Raw genomic sequence first — 18,601 nt, 5'->3', positions numbered from 1 at the left:
CGCGGCCATGCTGCGGCCGTGCGGCGTGATGGCGCCGCCGGCATCCAGCGCGCCGAGCTGGCGCAGCAGCGCAGCGCCCTGCGCGTAAGGCGCGGCGGGCGGCGCATCCAGCCAGGGCAGCGCGGCAGGATCGCGCACGCCCCATAGCGCCAGCTCCAGCGCGAGCTGCGCCAGGTCGGTTTCCATGATCTCCGGCACGTTGTCGTCCGGAAGACGTTGATGCTCCTCGCTGCTCCACAGCCGGTAGCAGACTCCCGGCGCTGTCCGCCCGGCACGGCCACGGCGTTGGTCAGCCGATGCCTTCGATACCGGCACTGTTGTCAGCCGCGGCATGCCGGTGCGCGGAGAGAATACCTGCGTACGGCGCTGCCCGGTGTCAATCACCGTGCGCACCCCTTCGATGGTCAAGCTTGTTTCGGCGATGGAAGTTGCCAATACGACCTTGCGCTCACCCGGCACGGCTGGAGCCACCGCCGCATCCTGCATGGCCTGCGGGAGCTGGCCATAAAGCGGCCGCAGCACCGTCCCTTGGGGAAGCGCCCCGCTCTGCAGCTCACGTTCGGTACGGCGGATCTCCCGTTCGCCGGGCAGGAACACCAGTACATCACCGGACTGCTCATCCAGGGCCCGGCGGACGGCAATGGCCGCTGCTTGCTCCAGTTGCGCTGTGCCTGATCCCGGAACATAAATCGTCTCCACCGGATAGGTGCGGCCGGGACAATCCACTACCGGCGCTCCGCCAAGCAGCGCCGACACCCGTTCTCCATCCAGTGTAGCTGACATTATGAGAATACGCAGATCTTCACGCAGCACAGACTGCACCTCCAGCGTCAGTGCCAGCCCGAGATCAGCATGAAGACTGCGCTCATGAAATTCATCAAAAATTATAAGTCCAACATCGCCAAGTGAAGGATCGCTTTGCAGCATTCTCGTCAGCACACCTTCGGTCACAACAACAATCCGTGTGTTTTTGCCAACCTTGCTGTCCATACGCATCCGGTAGCCTACCGTCTGTCCCACACTCTCTCCAAGGCAGGCCGCCATATAAACAGCCGCTGAACGGGCTGCAAGCCTTCTGGGCTCCAGCATTAGAATACTCTTGCCAGACATCCAAGGCTCGTCCAAAAAAGCCGGAGGGGTTCCGGTCGTCTTCCCCGCACCGGGTTCGGCAATAAGTACAGCTGCTTTATTCTTATTCAGTATCAATTTCAGGTCAGGGAGCACCTGCATAATAGGAAGCTGTTTCATCTTTTCTCTCCATAATCTGTGATTAACTTAGTATAATTGGCAGCGCGTATTGCATCTATCCTGCCTAATCATCATGGGCGAAACGATCCTAAATTTCAAGATGCTTCATAAAGTTGGATTCGAACTCTCCCAACCGGATACAGATATACCGAAAGATAACAAAAAAAAGCCTGCCGCCCCTCCGGGCGCAGACTCATTCTTCTTCACTCAGCAGCTTCTGACGAATTTTATCGCCGTACTCCAGGATGGAACTGCTGCTCTCCAGCCCGCGCTGCCTCAGCAGTTCCTGCAGCCGAAGTCTCTTCATGGAGAGCTTGTTCTCCAGCGTTTTCTGTTCACCAGAACTAGTAACCCCGCTGTTGCGGCATGCTGCCAGCAGTTCCTCAAGGGTTACACATTCCTTACGCAGTGTGATCTCTTCCGGCAGCAGCCCGGCATTTTTCATAATCTTGAATGACATCCGCAGTTCCTCAGGAACCCCCGACAAGTCCTCCAGCTCCAGCGGCTTTCCAGCCCCGGGAAGATCCTTGAATTCCCCGCTCCGCATCGCTTCCTGAATCCGCTGCTCCGCCAGCCATGACAGCATACCCATATCGTACCGCTCCTTGTGTTCAGAACCCGTTTTGCTTCTTATTTTAACACAGCCGCTATGTCATTTCATTTCTGCTTGGGTTTATGATAACCGCGGTCTCCGTAGGGAGACAGCTGGTCCATCCATTTGCTCTCCAGCTCCGGAAGCTGCTTTCTGTATTTGGCCAGCTCGGACACGGATGCCACAAAATCCTCCTCCGGTTTAATTTGTTCCAGAATCTCAAAACGGAAGGCCTCTTCCCCGTACTCTACCCAGTCGGCCATCAGCGATTTATTGTCATGGCTATTAATATCGAGCATAAATTTATGCTTGTTCCATACGCCTTCCAGGTTAAGGCTGCTGCCTACAAAAGACTTATCGTTCTTCGTATTCACAATCCGGTATACACCCATCGGCCGATGAGAGTGGGCATAATCATAGGCCAGTTCTTTGCGTCTTGCTTTTTCCATTATTCCTGATCTCTCCTTCAATAATAAGCTCTGTCCCGGGGCACAGGCTCTATAATTTAACCCAGTAGCTGCTGCCGTCATCCTCGCGGTCCAGCAGGCCATAATCAATCAGATAGCGCCGCAGTGTGACATGATCAGGGAAGGCTTCACCCAGAATGGCGTTAACCTCTTTCTCACTGTATTTGCGGCCGGCGGCAAACCTCTTAATCAGTTGGCGAAGAATGGCGGCTTTCCGCTTCTGCTTCTTGGGAAATTCGGATAACGGGCCATCCAGTCCCTCCTTAAAATAAGTCCCAAGGATCTCGGCATTCTCCTCTTCCGTAATAGCAAAACGTTCATCGATCATGGAAGCGGAGCGCGGGATACTTACAAATGGTGAAGAAACACCCGGTTTCTCCTCAGCCAGCTCCATGACGGCAAGAAACAATTTGGCTTGCTTGACCTTCTCACGCAGTGTGAACCGGTGATTCCGCACCGTGGAAGTACTGCCGATTCCTAACTCCTTGGCAACCTCCCCGTCACTGAGGCTCTGATGAAATGCAAGCAGCAGCCCTTTCTGCAGATCCGTCAGCCCTATAAGTTTCTTATCCATTCCGAGCAGCCAATTAAACATGGTGCCATGAACATTGGCCACATGAAGCGCAGCATATTTCTCTGCCTCATAGTAATGGTTGTCATTCTTATAGATAATACCCTTCTCATATTCTTCACCGCATACCAGACAGGTATAGATTCCTGAACGGTCTCGCGTCTCAAAAATATAACCTTGCTTTAACTCCTCAATCGAGGCATTCCAGAATTTTTCCGAAATACTGACTGAACCCTTTCCTTCCGGCAACTCAATCACCCAATCCGCTTTATTTAATATAGACATATTATCATTTTGTTTGTTATTTTACAACTATCTAATTAGATTGTTTAGTTTTTGTTCTTGTGAAAAAATAAAAAACACCACCTTTCGGCAGTGTTTCATTCCTTTTATTGTTCAGCATCCGATTCTATGAACTACCCTAGAGTGTAGCCGAGGCTTGTTTCAGCAATGCACCCAGCAGCTCATAATCAACCGGTTTGCCTTCAAGCAGCTTGGTTGTTCTTCTTTCCGGTTTTCCGGCTTCGAACAATCCGTCAGGAGCTTCCAATTCTGCTGCATTGAAGATGGAAAAGGTCACCCAACCCTTAGCGGTGGTAATAACCGCAGCATATTTGCCGTTTTTAAGAAAATGCGGTTTGCCGTATTGAATACGCTCCTGTACCTCCGGAATGGAATCATGAACCAACTGGCGGAGTTGATTACACAGCTCATTTTGCCATGGCTGTTGGACAGTGTTAATGAAATCTGTCACCTCTTGATTCATAGGATCACCTTTTTCTGTGATAGATTATTTAACAGTTAACCTACTGCTCTCTTGCGATGGCGGCAATCTCCCGGCTTTCCAGAATATCGCGGTCAGATCCATGGACTGATAGATGAATCATAGCCAGACCGATCTCTTTTAGTGAAACCGCATATTTAGGGAAAAGCGCCCGCACCACAGGGTAGAGCCATTGTATAGCATAATAATACTTATGAGTCCGGGTCAGCCCAGGCCCTTTAGCTGAAATGTTACCATAACCTGTATGTTTACAACAAGAAAAACACAGCAAACAGCCTCAACCCTGATCATTGATCTGATCACCGGCTAAGGCTGTTTGCTGGGAAGCAGATGATGTATCACCCGCTGCGTTATGGGTTAGGACAACAGGGATTCTGCACCGTCGATCACAATCTGCGCACCCGTTATATGAATGGATTCATCCGAGGCTAGGAAAGCAACCAGATCCGCTACATTTTCCGGTTTGCCCGGTCCATCCGCGAGTGGCTGTGCCCCTTCCGGAAATTCAATCGGAATCACGATAGCTTCCATATCCTCATTAAATTCCGTGCTCTCATCAATATTGGTGGAAATCGCACCAGGACAGATTACATTGACCCGGATTTTGAACTTGGCCAGCTCCAGTGCCGCCATCTTGGCAAAGGCTACCTGACCGGCTTTAGTTGTGCTGTATGGGGACCAGCCGAAGCTGGCGAATCTGCTGTTGCCGTTAATCGAGCTGGTGATAATGATGCTGCCTTTCCCTTTATCCTTCAGATGGGGAATGCTGTACTTCAGCGTCAGGAAGGTTCCGGTCAGATTGACCGATATAGTACGTTCCCAATCACTAAGGCTGAGTTCCTCAATCGGACCCACAGCTCCGTTGATTCCAGCATTGGCGAACACAACATCAAGACCTCCGAAATGCTCAACGGTCCTGCGCACTGCTTCTTTCATCCGTTCCTCATCCGAGGTGTCTACGTCAATGGCCAGTGCACAATCCTTGCGGAGCTTGTTCAGCTTCTGCTCCAGGATCGAAGTACGCTCATTCACCAGATCAAACAAGGCTACATTTGCACCTTCGCGCGCCATTTGAATCGCCGTCGCTCTGCCGATTCCCGAGCCCGCACCTGTGATTATGGCTGTTTTTCCAAGAAAACGCTGCTTTTTAGCTATATTTGGGCTCATATGTACACTCTCCTTCCGATTCGTCCATCCAAGTGGCTCTGTTTCAAGATTACCCAAATCGGCCTTGATTATAATCAGGTTATGCAAAATTTGTGCAAACCAGGCAGCAAGTTGCACTAAAGATGCACAAAACAAGAGGATGTGACCCGGTTATCTCATTTAGATACAAAACTAAGCCCCACAATGTGGGGCCTGGATTCTGTACATTTAGTTTCCCAACTGACGGACATCCACCTTCACGGTGAGCGTACCCGATACTCCGCGGTAGACACCTTTGACCGGTACAATATCCTTGTAATCCCGGCCATGCCCAAGTTTGATGTAACGCCAGCTTACTTCCACGTTATTGGTGGGATCAAAACCAAGCCAGCCCGTGCCGGGAATATGCGTCTCCACCCAGGCATGCGAAGCCTGCTCGAAATTGGCATTAGCTCCCTGCAAATCACCGACAAAATGATACCCGCTAACATATCTGGAAGGCAGACCGACACTGCGGCAGACCGCAATCATCAAGTGTGCGTAGTCCTGGCAGACGCCGCGCTTCAGCTTTAATGCTTTTTTCACAGTCGTGTTCACACTGGTAGCCTCGGGATCATACGTAAATTGCTCGTAGATGGTCGATGACAGCTTTTTGGTCCACTCGTACATATCATCGGCTTCGTCAAAGGGATGCTGTGAAGCAAATTCAACCAGCTCAGGAGTCACTTCCGTATAACGCGTCGGCAAGATGAACTCAACATACCGGTTCTGGAATTTCTCATCATTGAGCAGTCTCACCTGCTCTTCCAGCGGAAGATGCGGCAGATCGTTACCCTGTGCTTTATCTAAAGTCACTACGGTCGCCTTCGTATGGATGACCATCTCCGTATGCGGCTTGTTCACGGAATAAGCATGAACCCGGTTGCCGAAGAAATCCTCGTAAGTCAGCAAATTGGCGGGGGGAAACACCTCAACCTCATGATGGTAGCAGGACTGGCGGTAATTCGTGCGCGGCGTCAGCCTGATTTCATTGACACTGTCCGTAACCGGCTCGGGATAGCTGTAGGTGGTCGTATGATGGATCTGAATTTTCATACCCGCACTCCTTCGCGGCGAAAAAAGGCGCCTTCCATCGTTTTGCCCAGTCTCTGGCATGATAACATCAGCGAATGCAGCACATCCTCGACGAGATCGCCGGACATTTCTTCTTTCTCCATATAATCCAGCTCTGCTTTGATCTTTCCGGCCTGGCGAATGACCTTCTCATGCCCGGAGCCCTTCTCAGAAGTATCCAGCTCGAGCTTGGCTAAATGCTCCTCCAATTTATGGAATGAAAAGCGGACCGAACGCGGAAAAGAGGCATTCACAATGAGGAACTCCAGAATACTCTCCGGTGACATGGCATCTGCATAATACCTTCGGAAGGATTGATAACCGCTCACGGATTTCAGCACCGCCTGAAGCTGGGTATAAATCGCGTTAATTTCCTTAGACTTGCACTGTACAGTGACCGCCTGCAGAATCCGTGTCGTGTTCTCTGCCCGTTCCAGAAAGCGGCCGCTCTCAATAAAATGCCATTCATTTCCCCTCAGCATGACAGACTGCTCTGCCCCGAGAAACATCGCCGCCCGCTCTTTGACCTGCTGATAGAAATGATGCGGCCCCCGCATAATATCCGCTACCGACTGCTCTGCAAGCCACAGATTAAAACCGTTGGCAATATCCCACAGCTCGCTTGGCAAATGCTGACGCAGAGTGCGCAAATTGTTGCGCGCTTGATGAACACAAGAGAATAAAGAATTGGAATTGCCCAGATCCAGCGTAATGAAGGACAATACATCCTGTTCCGAAAAGCTGTCAAATTGCCGCAGGTATTCATTTCTGACCCCGAGCGCATCAATCAGCCTCGACCATTTATGTCCTTCCTCCTGGAAGTCCTCTTCCTGTTGAATATGATAATGCACATCGATAAGCCGCGCATGATTCTCTGCCCGTTCAATATACCGGCCGATCCAAAACAAAGCCTCCGCATTACGATTCAGCATCCTCGCCACTCCCTCATCTAACATAGTGATTCGGCATTTTATGATCCAGACGCAATATACATTTCCCTCAGGCCATTACCCAGGTATCCTTGACCCCACCGCCTTGTGAAGAATTCACGACCAGCGAGCCTTCCTTCATGGCAACCCGGGTTAACCCTCCGGGAATCACATGCGGTTTGCGGTCCGCACCCATGAGCACGAATGCACGGAGATCAACATGACGCGGAGCCATTGTCCCTCCTGACAATACCGGCGCTCTTGACAGCGACATAATCGGCTGGGCGATGTAACGGGCAGGGTCAGCGAGGATCTTGAGCCGGAAATCAACCAGTTCCTCCTTGGTAGCTTCACTTCCAATCAGCATGCCATAGCCGCCGGAGAGTGATGTCTCCTTCACGACCATCTCCGCAAGATTATCGAGCACATACTGGCGTTCCTGCGGACGTGATAACAGGTAGGTGGGGACATTGCCCAGAATCGGCTCTTCATTGAGATAATACCGGATCATATCTGGAACATAGACATACATGGCTTTGTCATCGGCTACTCCGGTTCCCGGTGCATTGGCGATGGCAATGTTGCCTGCCCTGTAGGCATTCATCAGTCCGGCGACACCAAGCAGGGAGCTGGGCTGGAACGCCAGCGGATCGATATAGTCATCATCCAATCGGCGGTACAACACATCTACACGGCGCAGCCCATTCATTTCTTTCAGATAAATTTTGTGGTCCTGGGTCACCAGATCACGGCCTTCTACAAGATGAATGCCCATCTGTTGTGCCAGGAAAGCATGTTCATAATAAGCGGAGTTATATTCTCCCGGGGTCAGAAGCGCAATAACCGGATCTTTGGTCCTCGACGGAGATAAACTCCGCAGCACAGACAGAAAACGGTTTAAGCTATGATCCACATCCCGGATGGAGCTGGCGAAAGACAATTCGGGGAAAAGCTGATTCATGAGTGATCTGCCTTTAAACAGGTAGGAAAAGCCGGAAGGAGTACGCAGGTTGTCTTCGAGCACATAATACTCTCCGTCATGATGGCGGATCAGGTCAATGCCCGAGGTAGTGACATAAGCACCGCCGGGGACTCGCAGTCCCGCCATCTCCGGCCGGAAATAACAGTTGGAGATAATCATGCGGCGCGGGACAATCCCGTCTTTTACAATGTATTGCTCGTGGTAAATATCATGGATGAACAGGTTCAAAGCCGTGATCCGCTGGACAATGCCAGCCTCAAGCCTCTCCCATTCCCCCTTGGGGATAATCCGCGGAATCATATCGAAAGGAATCGTTCGTTCCATCGGATGATCCTGTGCCGGGTTGTACAGCGTAAAGGTAATACCTTCTTCCATCATCCGGCGCTGCAGCAGCTTCTGCTTGCCTTGCAGCTCTTCAGGGCTCATCCCGGAAAACATGCGGTTCACATGTTTGTAATGAGGACGGATGCTCCGTTCATCGGCATACATTTCATCATAGAAATGCTGCAGCGGATACGGAGACAGACCGGGCAAAGGATCAAGTTTGGACATGAGCCCGACTCCTTTCGGATCATTATAATGTGTGAAGTTTGTTGACAAGCTGGTTCGTAATTTAAGAATTAAGTATGAAAATATTAAATACTACTCTCATAATACGTAAATGATATTGTTCATGTCAATATATATAACAACAAAATGGAGTTTATACCCCATCCAGCATTCGTGGAATCGCTTCCTTTCTCATGAGTTTAGTTTTCGGGAGCACGAAAGTGAATTATACATTGAATTGTATGCAGGTGAGTTGACAAGCAGTACTATTATGAATTTTTCATATAATGTTTTTTTAATATAAGTATCCAAATATAAAAGCACCCGTTCCTTCTATTTAAAGAGGGGGCAGCTTTTTCACAAAAAAACCTGGTGGCAGTTGTTTTTTCACACAATCAGTAATGACAAAAGCCCTGCAGAACGTGAACCGTTCTGCAGGGCTTTTATGGTAATCATAGTTCATCCTCGTTTGAAGCGCCTGCGGCGCGTTACTCCTGCGCTTCCTTCTGATCTTCGTCAGAGATCATCCCGGCGAACAGCGCATGAACGAACTGTCCGGAATCAAATGGCTGCAAATCCTCCATTTTCTCGCCCAGTCCAACCAGCTTCACCGGCAGATTCATTTCCTGGCGGATCGCCACAACAATACCGCCTTTGGCGGTCCCGTCCAGCTTGGTCAGCACCAGGCCGGTAACGCCACTTTTTTCACCAAAAAGCTTCGCCTGCGTCAAGGCATTCTGACCGGTAGTCGCATCCAGCACCATCAGCACCTCATGCGGAGCGCTGGGAATTTCACGCTGAATGACCCGGAAGATCTTGTTCAGCTCTTCCATCAGGTTGCTCTTGTTCTGCAGTCTTCCCGCCGTATCGCAAATCAGCACATCCACATTCCGCTGCTTGGCTGCCTGCACGGCATCGAACATTACTGCAGCCGGGTCAGAGCCCGCCTGCTGCTTGATGACGTCAACACCAGCCCGTTGACCCCAGACCTCAAGCTGCTCAATCGCTCCGGCCCGGAAGGTATCGCCTGCGGCGAGAAGAACCTTTTTACCCTCCTGTTTGTAGCGGTGTGCCAGCTTGCCGATTGTTGTTGTCTTGCCGACACCGTTTACGCCGACGAACAGAATAACGGTGATTCCGTCCGGATTCTCTTTCAGACTGTTGTCGTCATCACCGCGCAGCAGCTCCATCAGTTTGCGGGAGAGGATCGGCTGCAGCTCCGAGGCATCCTCAATCCGTTTCTGCTTCACTTCAGCCCGAAGCTCTTCAACAAGCGACATTACCGTATTTACCCCGACATCGGCACCGATCAAAATCTCTTCCAGTTCCTCATAAAACTCTTCATCTATTTTTTTACGGCGGATGATGAGGTCGGATACCTTCTCAACGAAACCCTTGCGGGTCTTCTCCAGACCGTCGCGGAACTGTTTGGTAACCGTTTCGGTTTTACCGGAAATACTTTCTTTCAGTTTCTTAAAAAAACTCATGCTCTTCCTCCTCTTATCGTTAAGACACCAGATTCCCCGGTTCATTTCCGAAATACAATGCTTTCATTTAGGCAATCTCCGCTTCCTCATCCTCCAGCTTCACCGAGACAAGCTTCGATACGCCGCCTTCTTCCATCGTTACACCATACAGCACATCCGCTTCCTCCATGGTTCCTTTGCGGTGGGTAACCACGATAAACTGTGTCTGCTCCGAGAACTCGCGCAGATACTGGGCAAAGCGGACTACGTTCGCTTCATCCAGTGCCGCTTCCACCTCATCCAGCACACAGAAAGGCACCGGTTTGACCTGCAGGATGGCGAACAGCAGCGCCATAGCGGTCAATGCGCGTTCACCGCCTGACAACAGCTGCAGATTTTGCAGTTTTTTGCCGGGAGGCTGGGCGACAATATCTATGCCTGTGTCGAGCATATGCTCGGGATCAAGCAGCATCAGGTCCGCCCGTCCGCCGCCGAACAGCTTCGAGAAAACCGTGCCGAATTCACGGCGGATGGCATCGAAGGTCTGCTTGAAGCGTTTGGACATCTCTTCTTCCATCTCATGAATGACATGGTAAAGCGTTGTTTTGGCCTCCACCAGATCATCCTTCTGGCCGCTGAGGAAAGTATAACGTTCATGCACGCGCTGATACTCCTCAATTGCCCCCAGGTTCACTTCGCCAAGCGCAGATATACTGCGCTTTAGACGCTGCACCTCCAGCTGTGCGGCCGGCACATCCTCGGGAACCGGATAACGCTGCTTCGCCAGTTCATAACTCAGCTCGTAATCATCGCTCAGTTTACGGAGAATGTTGTCCAGCTCAACATCAAGCCGTCCTACAGCTACCTCTGTGGAACGCAGCTTGTCCTCCACGGCCTTTAAAGCCTGCCGCTGGTCTTTGGTTTCACCTTCGGCAAGCTCCAGCTTGCGGGTTAACGCCGCCCGTTCAGCGCGCGCCAAATCAAGCGTACCCGCCGTCTCTTCTTTCTTCAGGCGGTAGTTGTTCAGATCTTCCTTCTGTTTGACCGCTTCGCGTGAATTCTCTTCGAGATCCTTCTCGATGGTCATAAGCAGACTGCGGCTCTGGCGCAGCTCTTTATCCTGCGATCCGGCGTCTTGCCTCATGCGTCTAAGCTGTTCCTCCAGTGAGAATATCTCCTGGTCCAGCTTACCCTCACTTACCTTCATGCCGGTCAGCTTACCCTGCAGCTCTTCCTTAGCCGTTTCACTCGCCTTACGCTCAGATTCGGCATTGCGGATGGCCTCATGGGAATCCTTCTCTTCTTTCTCCAGCCTTGCAAGCTCGGCAACCGCCTGATTGCGGCTCTCGTCCAGACTGCGGACTTCACTCTCAAAGCCGCTGCGTTCGGCACCCGCACCATCCACCTGCTCCTGAACATGGCGCAGTTCCTGTTCGAGCTGCTTCAAATCACCGGAGACCCGTTGCTCCTCCAGACGTTTCTCGTCACCGTCATGGCGCAGCTGCTCCAGCTTCTTCGCAGCGTTCTCCTGCTCCTCGCGAAGTTTGGCGATGCCTTGCTTCAGCTTGGCAATCTGACGTTCGCTTTCTTCAATTTCACCGAACAGCTGGTCGAGCTGGCGTTTACGGCTCAGCAGGCTGTTGTTCTTCTTATGCTGACTGCCCCCGGTCATCGAACCGCCGGCATTGACAACATCGCCTTCCAGCGTAACTACACGGTAGCGGTATTGGCATTTGGCGGCGATCCGGTTAGCCTGTTCCAGACTTTCTGCAATAACGACATTTCCGAGCAAGCTGCCGACAATGCTTGCATATTTGTCCTCATAACCGACCAGATCACTGCCGATGCCGACAAATCCTTCCGCACCTTCCACCATACTGCGGTCGCTGCCGGTAATCTGCCGGGGCCGGATGACATCCAGCGGCAGAAATGTAGCCCGTCCCAGCTGGCGCTGCTTCAGAAAGGTAATCGCTTGACGGGAGACGGCTTCATTATCCATAACCACATGCTGAAGCGATGCGCCTAGCGCTGTTTCCACAGCCAGCTCCAGCCGTTCCGGCACGGAGATCAGCTCCGCTACTGCACCGTGCACACCGCTTAGCTGGCCTTTGCGCGCTCCCTTAAGGACCTCTTTGACTCCAAGCATAAATCCGTCAAAATCATCCTGCATTTCCTTCATTGTCTCATGCCGGGAAACCTGGGCTTCGCGCTTTTGTTCCCATTTACGGAGTCCGCTCTGCGTTTCCTCCAGCAGCTTCTGGCGTTTGCTGGTCTGCTCGCTCTCCGTGATGTAGGCGCCGCGCAGCGTTCCAATCTCTTTGCCGAGTGTGGCAATGGTATCCTTCAGACCCTTCTGCGAAGCAGACAGCTCCGCGAGCCGCGCGACCCATTTGCCGCTTTCCTCAACGCTGCGGCTCATCCGCCGCTCCAAGGCTTCCTTCTGCTGATCCGCGTAACGAATTTCGTTGCGGGCCTGGGCCATCAGGTTCATTAGCTCAAGCAAGGCGCTTTTCAGCTTCTCTTCCTTGCTTTGGCTAATCCCGCCAGCCACTCCTTCCAGCCGGACTTCCTCATCTGCCAGTTGAGCGCGCAGCTCCTCCAGAGCCTGTCTTGACTGCTGCAGCTTATGCTCCAGCTCTGCCAGCTCGCGCTGTCTACCCTCTGAGCGCTCTCCTACCGAGCCCAGTGTAAGCATCAATTGCTCGCGGTTGTTCTCCAGGTTGCGCTTGCGCTCCTTCAGCACTTCGCCGTAGCCTTCACTTTTCTCATTCGCTTCACTGTAACGAAGCAGCTGTTCCTGCAGTTGTTCAACCTGCGCCTCCAGTGCTCGAAGCTCAGCACGCCCGCTCTCCAGCTTGGCGTCATGGGCCGAAACGACAGTGGACAGCTCAAGCTGTTCGACCTGCAGCGTTTCAAGCCGGGCATTGCCTTCCTTCCAGGAGGTATGAATGCCTTCTATCTGGTGCACGTACACGGAGATTTCCAGCTGTTTCAGCTGCTCGCGCAGCTCCTTATAGCGGATGGCCTTCTCCGATTGATCCTTGAGCGGGCCTACCTGATCCTCCAGCTCGCTGATCAAATCATGAATCCGGAGCAGGTTCTGCTCGGTTTCGTCCAGCTTGCGGCCCGCATCTTTTTTGCGTGATTTATACTTAACAATACCTGAGGCCTCTTCAAAAATACCGCGGCGATCCTCGGAACGCGTACTCAGAATTTCTTCAATCCGGCCTTGTCCGATAATCGAATAAGCCTCGCGTCCGATGCCGGTATCCATAAACAGCTCTGTGATATCCTTCAGCCTGCAGGCCTGCTTATTGATTAAATATTCACTTTCACCGCTGCGGTGCACACGGCGCGTTACTGTAACTTCGCTGAAATCGAGCGGCAGGACATGATCCTCATTGTCCAGCGTGAGCGACACCTCACCGTAATTCACGGCTTTGCGTGCATCACTTCCGGCAAAGATAATATCCTCCATCTTGCCGCCGCGCAGCGATTTGGCGCTCTGTTCACCGAGCACCCAGCGGATGCCGTCGGAAATATTGCTTTTGCCGCTGCCGTTCGGGCCAACAACGGCCGTTATGCCGCGTACAAATTCCATTTCCGTTTTGTCGGCAAATGATTTAAAGCCCGCTAATTCAATCCGTTTCAAAAACATAACTCGCCTATCACCTCTGACCCATTATACCATAGCGTTCAACTCCTAAAATAGCTCTGATTCATGAAGAACGCAAAGGCTGTATGTGAGATATTAAATTGACACTTTTTAGGAAAAGTGATGTAGTAAGGGTGTGTTTTTAGATGGTATTATTTATCATTTAAGGAAATGTTGAGATATTCAATTTCTAACGAAAAAGGGTGATTGCATTGGAACTCGGATCCGAGCGGCATGGGGAAATTATACGTTACCGCAGTGGCCATATCACGATGGAGGAAGATCTTATCGTTACGGAGCATCCGGTCACAATCAAAATAAACGGTGATGAATTCGTCACTCTGGTATGCACGCCTGAATATATCGAGGACATGGTTATCGGTTATTTGGCATCCGAAGGAATCATTAGAGGGTTCCAGGATATCAAGGCGATTTGGAGTCAGGAAGAAGAAGGTTTCGTCCACGTAACTATAGACCACTTAAGCCCATTACACCGTCAGCTGTTCGCCAAGCGATATGTAACTTCCTGCTGCGGGTCTAGCCGGCATGGCTTCGTCTACATTAATGATGCCAGAACGGCCAAAATTGCGGACGGGGTACATGTGTCACTTTCTTTCGACGATTGTTTCCGCTTAATGGAGGAAGTGCAAACCGGATCAGAGCTGTTCCACCGCACCGGTGGCGTCCATTCTGCTGCAATTTGCGATGCCGGCGGGGTGCTGCTGGCCCGCAGCGACATTGGGCGTCATAATGCACTGGACAAAATTTACGGCTACTGCCTGAAGCAACATTTGAAACTCAATGACAAAATTGTTGTTTTCAGCGGACGGATCTCTTCTGAAATCTTATTGAAAGTAGCCAAAATAGGCTGTGAAATGATTTTGTCCAAATCTGCCCCCACCGGACTAGCACTTGAGCTGGCGGAACAGTTGGGAATCACCACCGTTGGTTTCATTCGTCAGAATTCATGTAATGTGTATACCCGTCCGGATCGTATCTCCGGTTGTCCCGCTTTCCCCCCTCCTTGAACCTCAAAATTCAAGCACAAAACTCACTGTTCTCTATTTTTACTTTTGTTACAATTTTTTCTAGAGCTTCGCAATTGTTATTTTTTGGTTATATGATTAATCCCCTCCAGGATAGGGAGTGATGTCAACGGAACAATTGCTGGATCGATTATATGAAGAAGAATCACTGGAAGCTCAAGAGATCATTACCGTACTGAGGAACCCGGACCAAAATCTAAAAAAGCGGCTTCATCACCTGGCCCATCTGAAAAGAATGGAACGTTATGGCGACCGTGTATTTTTGCGTGGGCTGATCGAATTTTCCAATATTTGCAAACAGAACTGCCTGTATTGCGGCATACGCTCCGGCAATAAGACAGTCAGCCGCTATCGGCTCCAACCTGAAGAAATCTTGGAATGCTGCCGGGAAGGGTATGAGCTGGGCTATCGTACCTTTGTTCTGCAGAGCGGAGAAGACGACTGGTACACCACTGAGAAGCTGGCCGAGCTCATTACGCGCATTAAAACACTCTATCCGGATACCGCGGTAACACTGTCGATTGGTGAACGGGATGATGAGACTTACGCTACACTGCTCGCGGCCGGAGCTGACCGTTACTTGCTGCGTCATGAGACAGCCTCCCGTAAGCTGTACCAAGCCCTGCACCCGACCATGACCTTTGACAGCCGCCGGAATCGGTTGGAGGCTCTCAAGTCCCTCGGCTATCAGGTGGGTGCAGGCTTTATGGTTGGTTTACCAGGCCAAACGCCCGGGGATTTGGCTGAAGACCTGCTGTATCTTAAGGCGCTTGAACCGGATATGATCGGCATTGGCCCTTTTTTGCCGCATCAGGCCACACCCTTAAAGGACGAGCCGGCCGGAACAGTAATAGATACACTGGATATGATTGCTCTTGCCCGGCTCTTCGTGCCGAATGCCCTAATCCCTGCTACAACAGCCATGGGAACCGCTCACCCGAACGGGCGGGAGCTGGCGTTGCAAGCAGGCGCCAATGTGGTCATGCCTAATCTCTCTCCTTTGACTGTACGAGCCCAATATACGCTCTACAATAACAAAATCTGTCTGGGTGACGAATCCGCCCAATGCAGATTCTGTCTGGAACAGCGGATTGAAGCTGCCGGATTCCATGTGGATATGGGCCGGGGAGATAGTCTGAATTATCTATCCCGTTCTTCTGCACAGCATGTTCCATTGTAAGGAAGCCACCGAATCAGCCTGTTGTCATCTCGCAATCGAGTTGGAAGAGTCCAAGTCTGCTTGTCAATCCAATAATGAACCCAGAAAGAAGTGGATGTTCGTGAGCCGAGTAAATGAAAGTCGTCCGGCGGATTTCATTCAGGACGAAGAGATCAAAGAAGCGCTGCGATTTGGAGAAAATGCTGGATCGGATCGGGCCAAGGTGTCCGCAATTCTTGAGAAAGCCAGACAATGTAAAGGACTGACCTCACAAGAAGCAGCTGTCCTCTTAAATGTGGAAGATCAGGAAACACTGAATGAGATTTATCAGGTATCCAGAGATATCAAGGAACGGATCTACGGCAACCGGATTGTATTGTTCGCACCGCTCTATGTCAGCAACTTCTGTGTCAATAATTGCGTGTACTGCGGTTACAAACATTCCAATTCTGAATTCACACGCAGCCGCTTAACCTCAGATGAAATTGCCCAGGAAGTTACAGTTCTGCAGTCTCTGGGACACAAACGGCTTGTGCTGGAAGCAGGTGAGGATCCCCGCAATTGTTCCATCGATTATATTCTCGACTGCATAAAGACTATTTACGATACGAAGCTGGACAATGGCAGTATCCGCCGGATCAATGTCAATATCGCCGCAACCACATTCGATGACTACATCAAGCTGGCTGAGGCGGGAATTGGAACTTATATTTTATTTCAGGAGACTTATCATAGACCTAGTTACAAGCAATACCATCCGCAAGGACCCAAAAGTGATTATGATTGGCATACGACCGCCATGGACAGGGCCATGAAAGCCGGAATCGAGGATGTTGGTATTGGTGTTCTGTATGGGCTCTATGATTATAAATATGAAACGATAGCCATGTTAAAACATGCCGAGCATCTGGAACAGGCCTATGGCTGCGGACCGCATACGATTTCCGTCCCCCGCCTGCGCGAAGCGGAGAATGTGAACCTGGACAGTTACCCTTACTTGGTCAGCGATCCGGATTTCGCCAAAATCGTCGCCGTTCTGCGAATAGCCGTTCCCTATACAGGAATGATACTCTCTACACGCGAAGACGCTGAATTTCGTGATCAGATAATCAAACTGGGCATTTCCCAGATCAGCGCAGGCTCCGCCACAGGTGTTGGCGCATACAGTGTGAACAAAGATAAAGATGACAAACCGCAATTCATGGTAGGCGATCACCGCTCCCCTATGGAAATCATCAAAAATCTCTGCCAGGACGGCTATGTGCCGAGTTACTGCACCGCCTGTTACCGGGAAGGCCGCACGGGAGACCGTTTCATGCAGCTGGCCAAATCCGGCCAAATCCATAATGTCTGTCAGCCGAACTCCCTGATGACGTTTCAGGAATACCTGCTGGATTACGCCGATGAGGAGATGCGGGCCATTGGAGAGCAGACGATTCATGACAATCTGGAGCGCATTCCCAAGGAATCGGTCAAAAAAGCGACCCTAAAGCAACTTCAGCGTATCCATAACGGCGAACGAGATCTACGGTTTTAGGCCGCACCCAATGTACGCTGTCACAAAAAGGGGGTGTTCCAGCAGCCATTCAGATGGCTTTTGGAACACCCCCGCTTTAATATACGCATTAATGGTTATATGCCCCCTCCTCCCAGGCCAGCATTGCAGACGGAAACATTTCGATGGCTCTTGGGAACACCCCCTGCACGTAGGCAATAAATACACCATAATTCACAATTGGAACACCCGCATGTTCCGCCTCTTCAAGCCTCCCCAGCATCGCCCTGCGGTTCAACATACACGCTCCGCAGTGAATGATCAGTGAATAACCGCCGAGTCCTGCAGGGAAATCGCTGCCTGCGGCATGTTCAATTTGAAGCTGCCTGCCTGTCAGTTCCCGCAGCCAGCGGGGAATCTTCACGGAAGCAATATCATCGGATTGCCGGTGATGCGTGCAGGCTTCCGCAATGAGCACCCGGTCTCCGTCCTGCAAACGACCAATAGCGCGAACCCCGCGTACAAGCTGAGGAAGATCCCCCTTGTACCTGGCAAACAATATGGAAAAGGACGTGAGCGGGATATCCTTTGGGGTATCTGCCTGAACTTTAAGAAATGCCTGTGAATCCGTGATGACCACATTTGGCTTGCGCCCCAGCGTCTTGAGCGTGTGTCCAAGCTCCTGTTCCTTGGTGACAACAGCAACTGCATCACATTCCATGATGTCACGAATGGTCTGCTGCTGGGGCAGAATCAGTCTTCCTTTGGGTGCTGCCTTATCGATCGGCACTACCAGAACAGCCAAGTCTCCGGGATTCAACAGGTCTCCCACTAGCCGGAACCGGTCTTCGTCCCTCGGCAGCTCCCGGACGATTGCAGCTTTTAGATCCGTGATCCCAGTATTCCTGAGAGCACTGAATAGCATTGGCTTCAAATGAAGCTGGTCTTCTACCTTTGCCTTTGCCGCCACTACAGTGTGTTCCTCACCGTTACCATGTTCTTCGAGCAAGTCTACTTTGTTCAATAGTAGAATGACCGGAATCTTCTTGAAAGACAGGTTCTGTAAAAGATTGTGCTCAAATTCGCTTACTCCTTGGACAGCGTCTATCACCAGCAATGCCAGATCGGTTTTGCTCAGAACCTGATTTGTTTTGCGAATCCGCTGTTCGCCCAAACTTCCGCTATCATCCAATCCGGCGGTATCAATGAGCACTACCGGTCCCACCGGCAGCAGCTCCATCGGTTGATAAACCGGATCTGTCGTTGTCCCGCTTACCGGAGAAACAATGGACGTCTCCTGACCGCCTAAAGCGTTAATCACACTGGATTTCCCGGCATTACGCCGTCCAAAAACTGCAATGTGTATTCGTTCTCCACGCGGGGTATTATTTAAGCTCAT

The 18,601-nt window shown here is 51.2% G+C and carries 15 protein-coding genes; 3 read left to right on the top strand and 12 right to left on the bottom strand.

Features of this window, described 5'->3' with window-relative positions:
- The 11 genes from hrpB to smc all read right to left on the bottom strand — a co-directional run.
- Positions 1–1,248: ATP-dependent helicase HrpB (gene hrpB / locus ACAN56_RS08685; protein WP_379142034.1), on the bottom strand; the 1,248-nt coding region annotated here is incomplete at its 3' end.
- A gap of 193 nt (positions 1,249–1,441) precedes the next feature.
- On the bottom strand, positions 1,442–1,840 hold the full coding sequence (locus ACAN56_RS08680) for a DnaJ family domain-containing protein (RefSeq protein ID WP_038591263.1): 399 nt from the start codon (positions 1,838–1,840) through the stop codon (positions 1,442–1,444).
- Positions 1,841–1,905: 65 nt separating this feature from the next.
- Positions 1,906–2,289, bottom strand: a complete 384-nt coding sequence (locus ACAN56_RS08675) for a GIY-YIG nuclease family protein (RefSeq protein ID WP_038591260.1) — start codon at positions 2,287–2,289, stop codon at positions 1,906–1,908.
- A 49-nt stretch (positions 2,290–2,338) separates the two neighbouring features.
- Entirely contained in the window at positions 2,339–3,163 is an 825-nt protein-coding gene (locus ACAN56_RS08670; protein ID WP_081965812.1) for a DUF2087 domain-containing protein, read from the bottom strand.
- Between the two features lie 136 nt (positions 3,164–3,299).
- Complete coding sequence (locus tag ACAN56_RS08665; RefSeq protein WP_038591256.1) at positions 3,300–3,644, bottom strand: DUF1801 domain-containing protein; 345 nt, start codon at positions 3,642–3,644, stop codon at positions 3,300–3,302.
- A 375-nt stretch (positions 3,645–4,019) separates the two neighbouring features.
- Positions 4,020–4,829: an SDR family oxidoreductase gene (locus ACAN56_RS08660; protein WP_038591254.1), complete on the bottom strand. Its 810-nt coding sequence runs from the start codon at positions 4,827–4,829 to the stop codon at positions 4,020–4,022.
- 207 nt (positions 4,830–5,036) lie between these two features.
- Positions 5,037–5,903, bottom strand: coding sequence for a transglutaminase family protein (locus ACAN56_RS08655; RefSeq protein WP_038591251.1), 867 nt, complete (start codon positions 5,901–5,903; stop codon positions 5,037–5,039).
- On the bottom strand, positions 5,900–6,853 hold the full coding sequence (locus tag ACAN56_RS08650) for an alpha-E domain-containing protein (RefSeq protein WP_038591249.1): 954 nt from the start codon (positions 6,851–6,853) through the stop codon (positions 5,900–5,902). The genes ACAN56_RS08655 and ACAN56_RS08650 overlap by 4 nt, the downstream gene beginning before the upstream one ends.
- A gap of 67 nt (positions 6,854–6,920) precedes the next feature.
- On the bottom strand, positions 6,921–8,384 hold the full coding sequence (locus tag ACAN56_RS08645; RefSeq protein WP_038591246.1) for a circularly permuted type 2 ATP-grasp protein: 1,464 nt from the start codon (positions 8,382–8,384) through the stop codon (positions 6,921–6,923).
- 485 nt (positions 8,385–8,869) lie between these two features.
- A complete protein-coding gene (ftsY, locus tag ACAN56_RS08640; protein WP_038591243.1) occupies positions 8,870–9,868 on the bottom strand; it encodes a signal recognition particle-docking protein FtsY in 999 nt (332 codons plus the stop codon).
- A 67-nt stretch (positions 9,869–9,935) separates the two neighbouring features.
- A complete protein-coding gene (gene smc, locus ACAN56_RS08635) occupies positions 9,936–13,505 on the bottom strand; it encodes a chromosome segregation protein SMC (protein ID WP_379142026.1) in 3,570 nt (1,189 codons plus the stop codon).
- A 269-nt stretch (positions 13,506–13,774) separates the two neighbouring features.
- Between smc and fdhD the strand changes: the two genes are divergently transcribed.
- From fdhD to hydG, 3 genes are all read left to right on the top strand, one after another.
- Entirely contained in the window at positions 13,775–14,530 is a 756-nt protein-coding gene (gene fdhD / locus ACAN56_RS08630) for a formate dehydrogenase accessory sulfurtransferase FdhD (protein ID WP_144024241.1), read from the top strand.
- A gap of 121 nt (positions 14,531–14,651) precedes the next feature.
- The gene (gene hydE, locus ACAN56_RS08625) at positions 14,652–15,728 is read left to right on the top strand and encodes a [FeFe] hydrogenase H-cluster radical SAM maturase HydE (RefSeq protein WP_052092055.1); all 1,077 of its coding nucleotides are present in this window, start codon (positions 14,652–14,654) and stop codon (positions 15,726–15,728) included.
- Positions 15,729–15,828: 100 nt separating this feature from the next.
- Positions 15,829–17,244 carry a [FeFe] hydrogenase H-cluster radical SAM maturase HydG gene (gene hydG / locus ACAN56_RS08620; protein ID WP_379142023.1) on the top strand — a complete coding sequence of 472 codons (1,416 nt, stop codon included), beginning with the start codon at positions 15,829–15,831 and terminating at the stop codon, positions 17,242–17,244.
- An 88-nt stretch (positions 17,245–17,332) separates the two neighbouring features.
- On the opposite strand, the gene hydF is transcribed toward hydG, so the two are convergent.
- On the bottom strand, positions 17,333–18,601 hold the full coding sequence (hydF, locus tag ACAN56_RS08615; protein ID WP_379142021.1) for a [FeFe] hydrogenase H-cluster maturation GTPase HydF: 1,269 nt from the start codon (positions 18,599–18,601) through the stop codon (positions 17,333–17,335).

Origin of the sequence: Paenibacillus paludis (genome assembly GCF_042610515.1) — a bacterium.
GTDB lineage: Bacteria > Bacillota > Bacilli > Paenibacillales > Paenibacillaceae > Paenibacillus_AQ.
The sequence above is the reverse complement of the archived record's forward strand: the minus strand, read 5'-3'. Positions and strand labels throughout refer to the sequence as shown.

Coding starts and splice junctions, on each gene's coding strand:
- ACAN56_RS08680 (WP_038591263.1), bottom strand. CDS start 1,840: ATGGGTATGCTGTCATGGCTGGCGGAGCAGCGGATTCAGGAAGCGATG.
- ACAN56_RS08675 (WP_038591260.1), bottom strand. CDS start 2,289: ATGGAAAAAGCAAGACGCAAAGAACTGGCCTATGATTATGCCCACTCT.
- ACAN56_RS08670 (WP_081965812.1), bottom strand. CDS start 3,163: ATGTCTATATTAAATAAAGCGGATTGGGTGATTGAGTTGCCGGAAGGA.
- ACAN56_RS08665 (WP_038591256.1), bottom strand. CDS start 3,644: ATGAATCAAGAGGTGACAGATTTCATTAACACTGTCCAACAGCCATGG.
- ACAN56_RS08660 (WP_038591254.1), bottom strand. CDS start 4,829: ATGAGCCCAAATATAGCTAAAAAGCAGCGTTTTCTTGGAAAAACAGCC.
- ACAN56_RS08655 (WP_038591251.1), bottom strand. CDS start 5,903: ATGAAAATTCAGATCCATCATACGACCACCTACAGCTATCCCGAGCCG.
- ACAN56_RS08650 (WP_038591249.1), bottom strand. CDS start 6,853: ATGCTGAATCGTAATGCGGAGGCTTTGTTTTGGATCGGCCGGTATATT.
- ACAN56_RS08645 (WP_038591246.1), bottom strand. CDS start 8,384: ATGTCCAAACTTGATCCTTTGCCCGGTCTGTCTCCGTATCCGCTGCAG.
- ftsY (WP_038591243.1), bottom strand. CDS start 9,868: ATGAGTTTTTTTAAGAAACTGAAAGAAAGTATTTCCGGTAAAACCGAA.
- smc (WP_379142026.1), bottom strand. CDS start 13,505: ATGTTTTTGAAACGGATTGAATTAGCGGGCTTTAAATCATTTGCCGAC.
- fdhD (WP_144024241.1), top strand. CDS start 13,775: ATGGAGGAAGATCTTATCGTTACGGAGCATCCGGTCACAATCAAAATA.
- hydE (WP_052092055.1), top strand. CDS start 14,652: ATGTCAACGGAACAATTGCTGGATCGATTATATGAAGAAGAATCACTG.
- hydF (WP_379142021.1), bottom strand. CDS start 18,601: ATGAGCTTAAATAATACCCCGCGTGGAGAACGAATACACATTGCAGTT.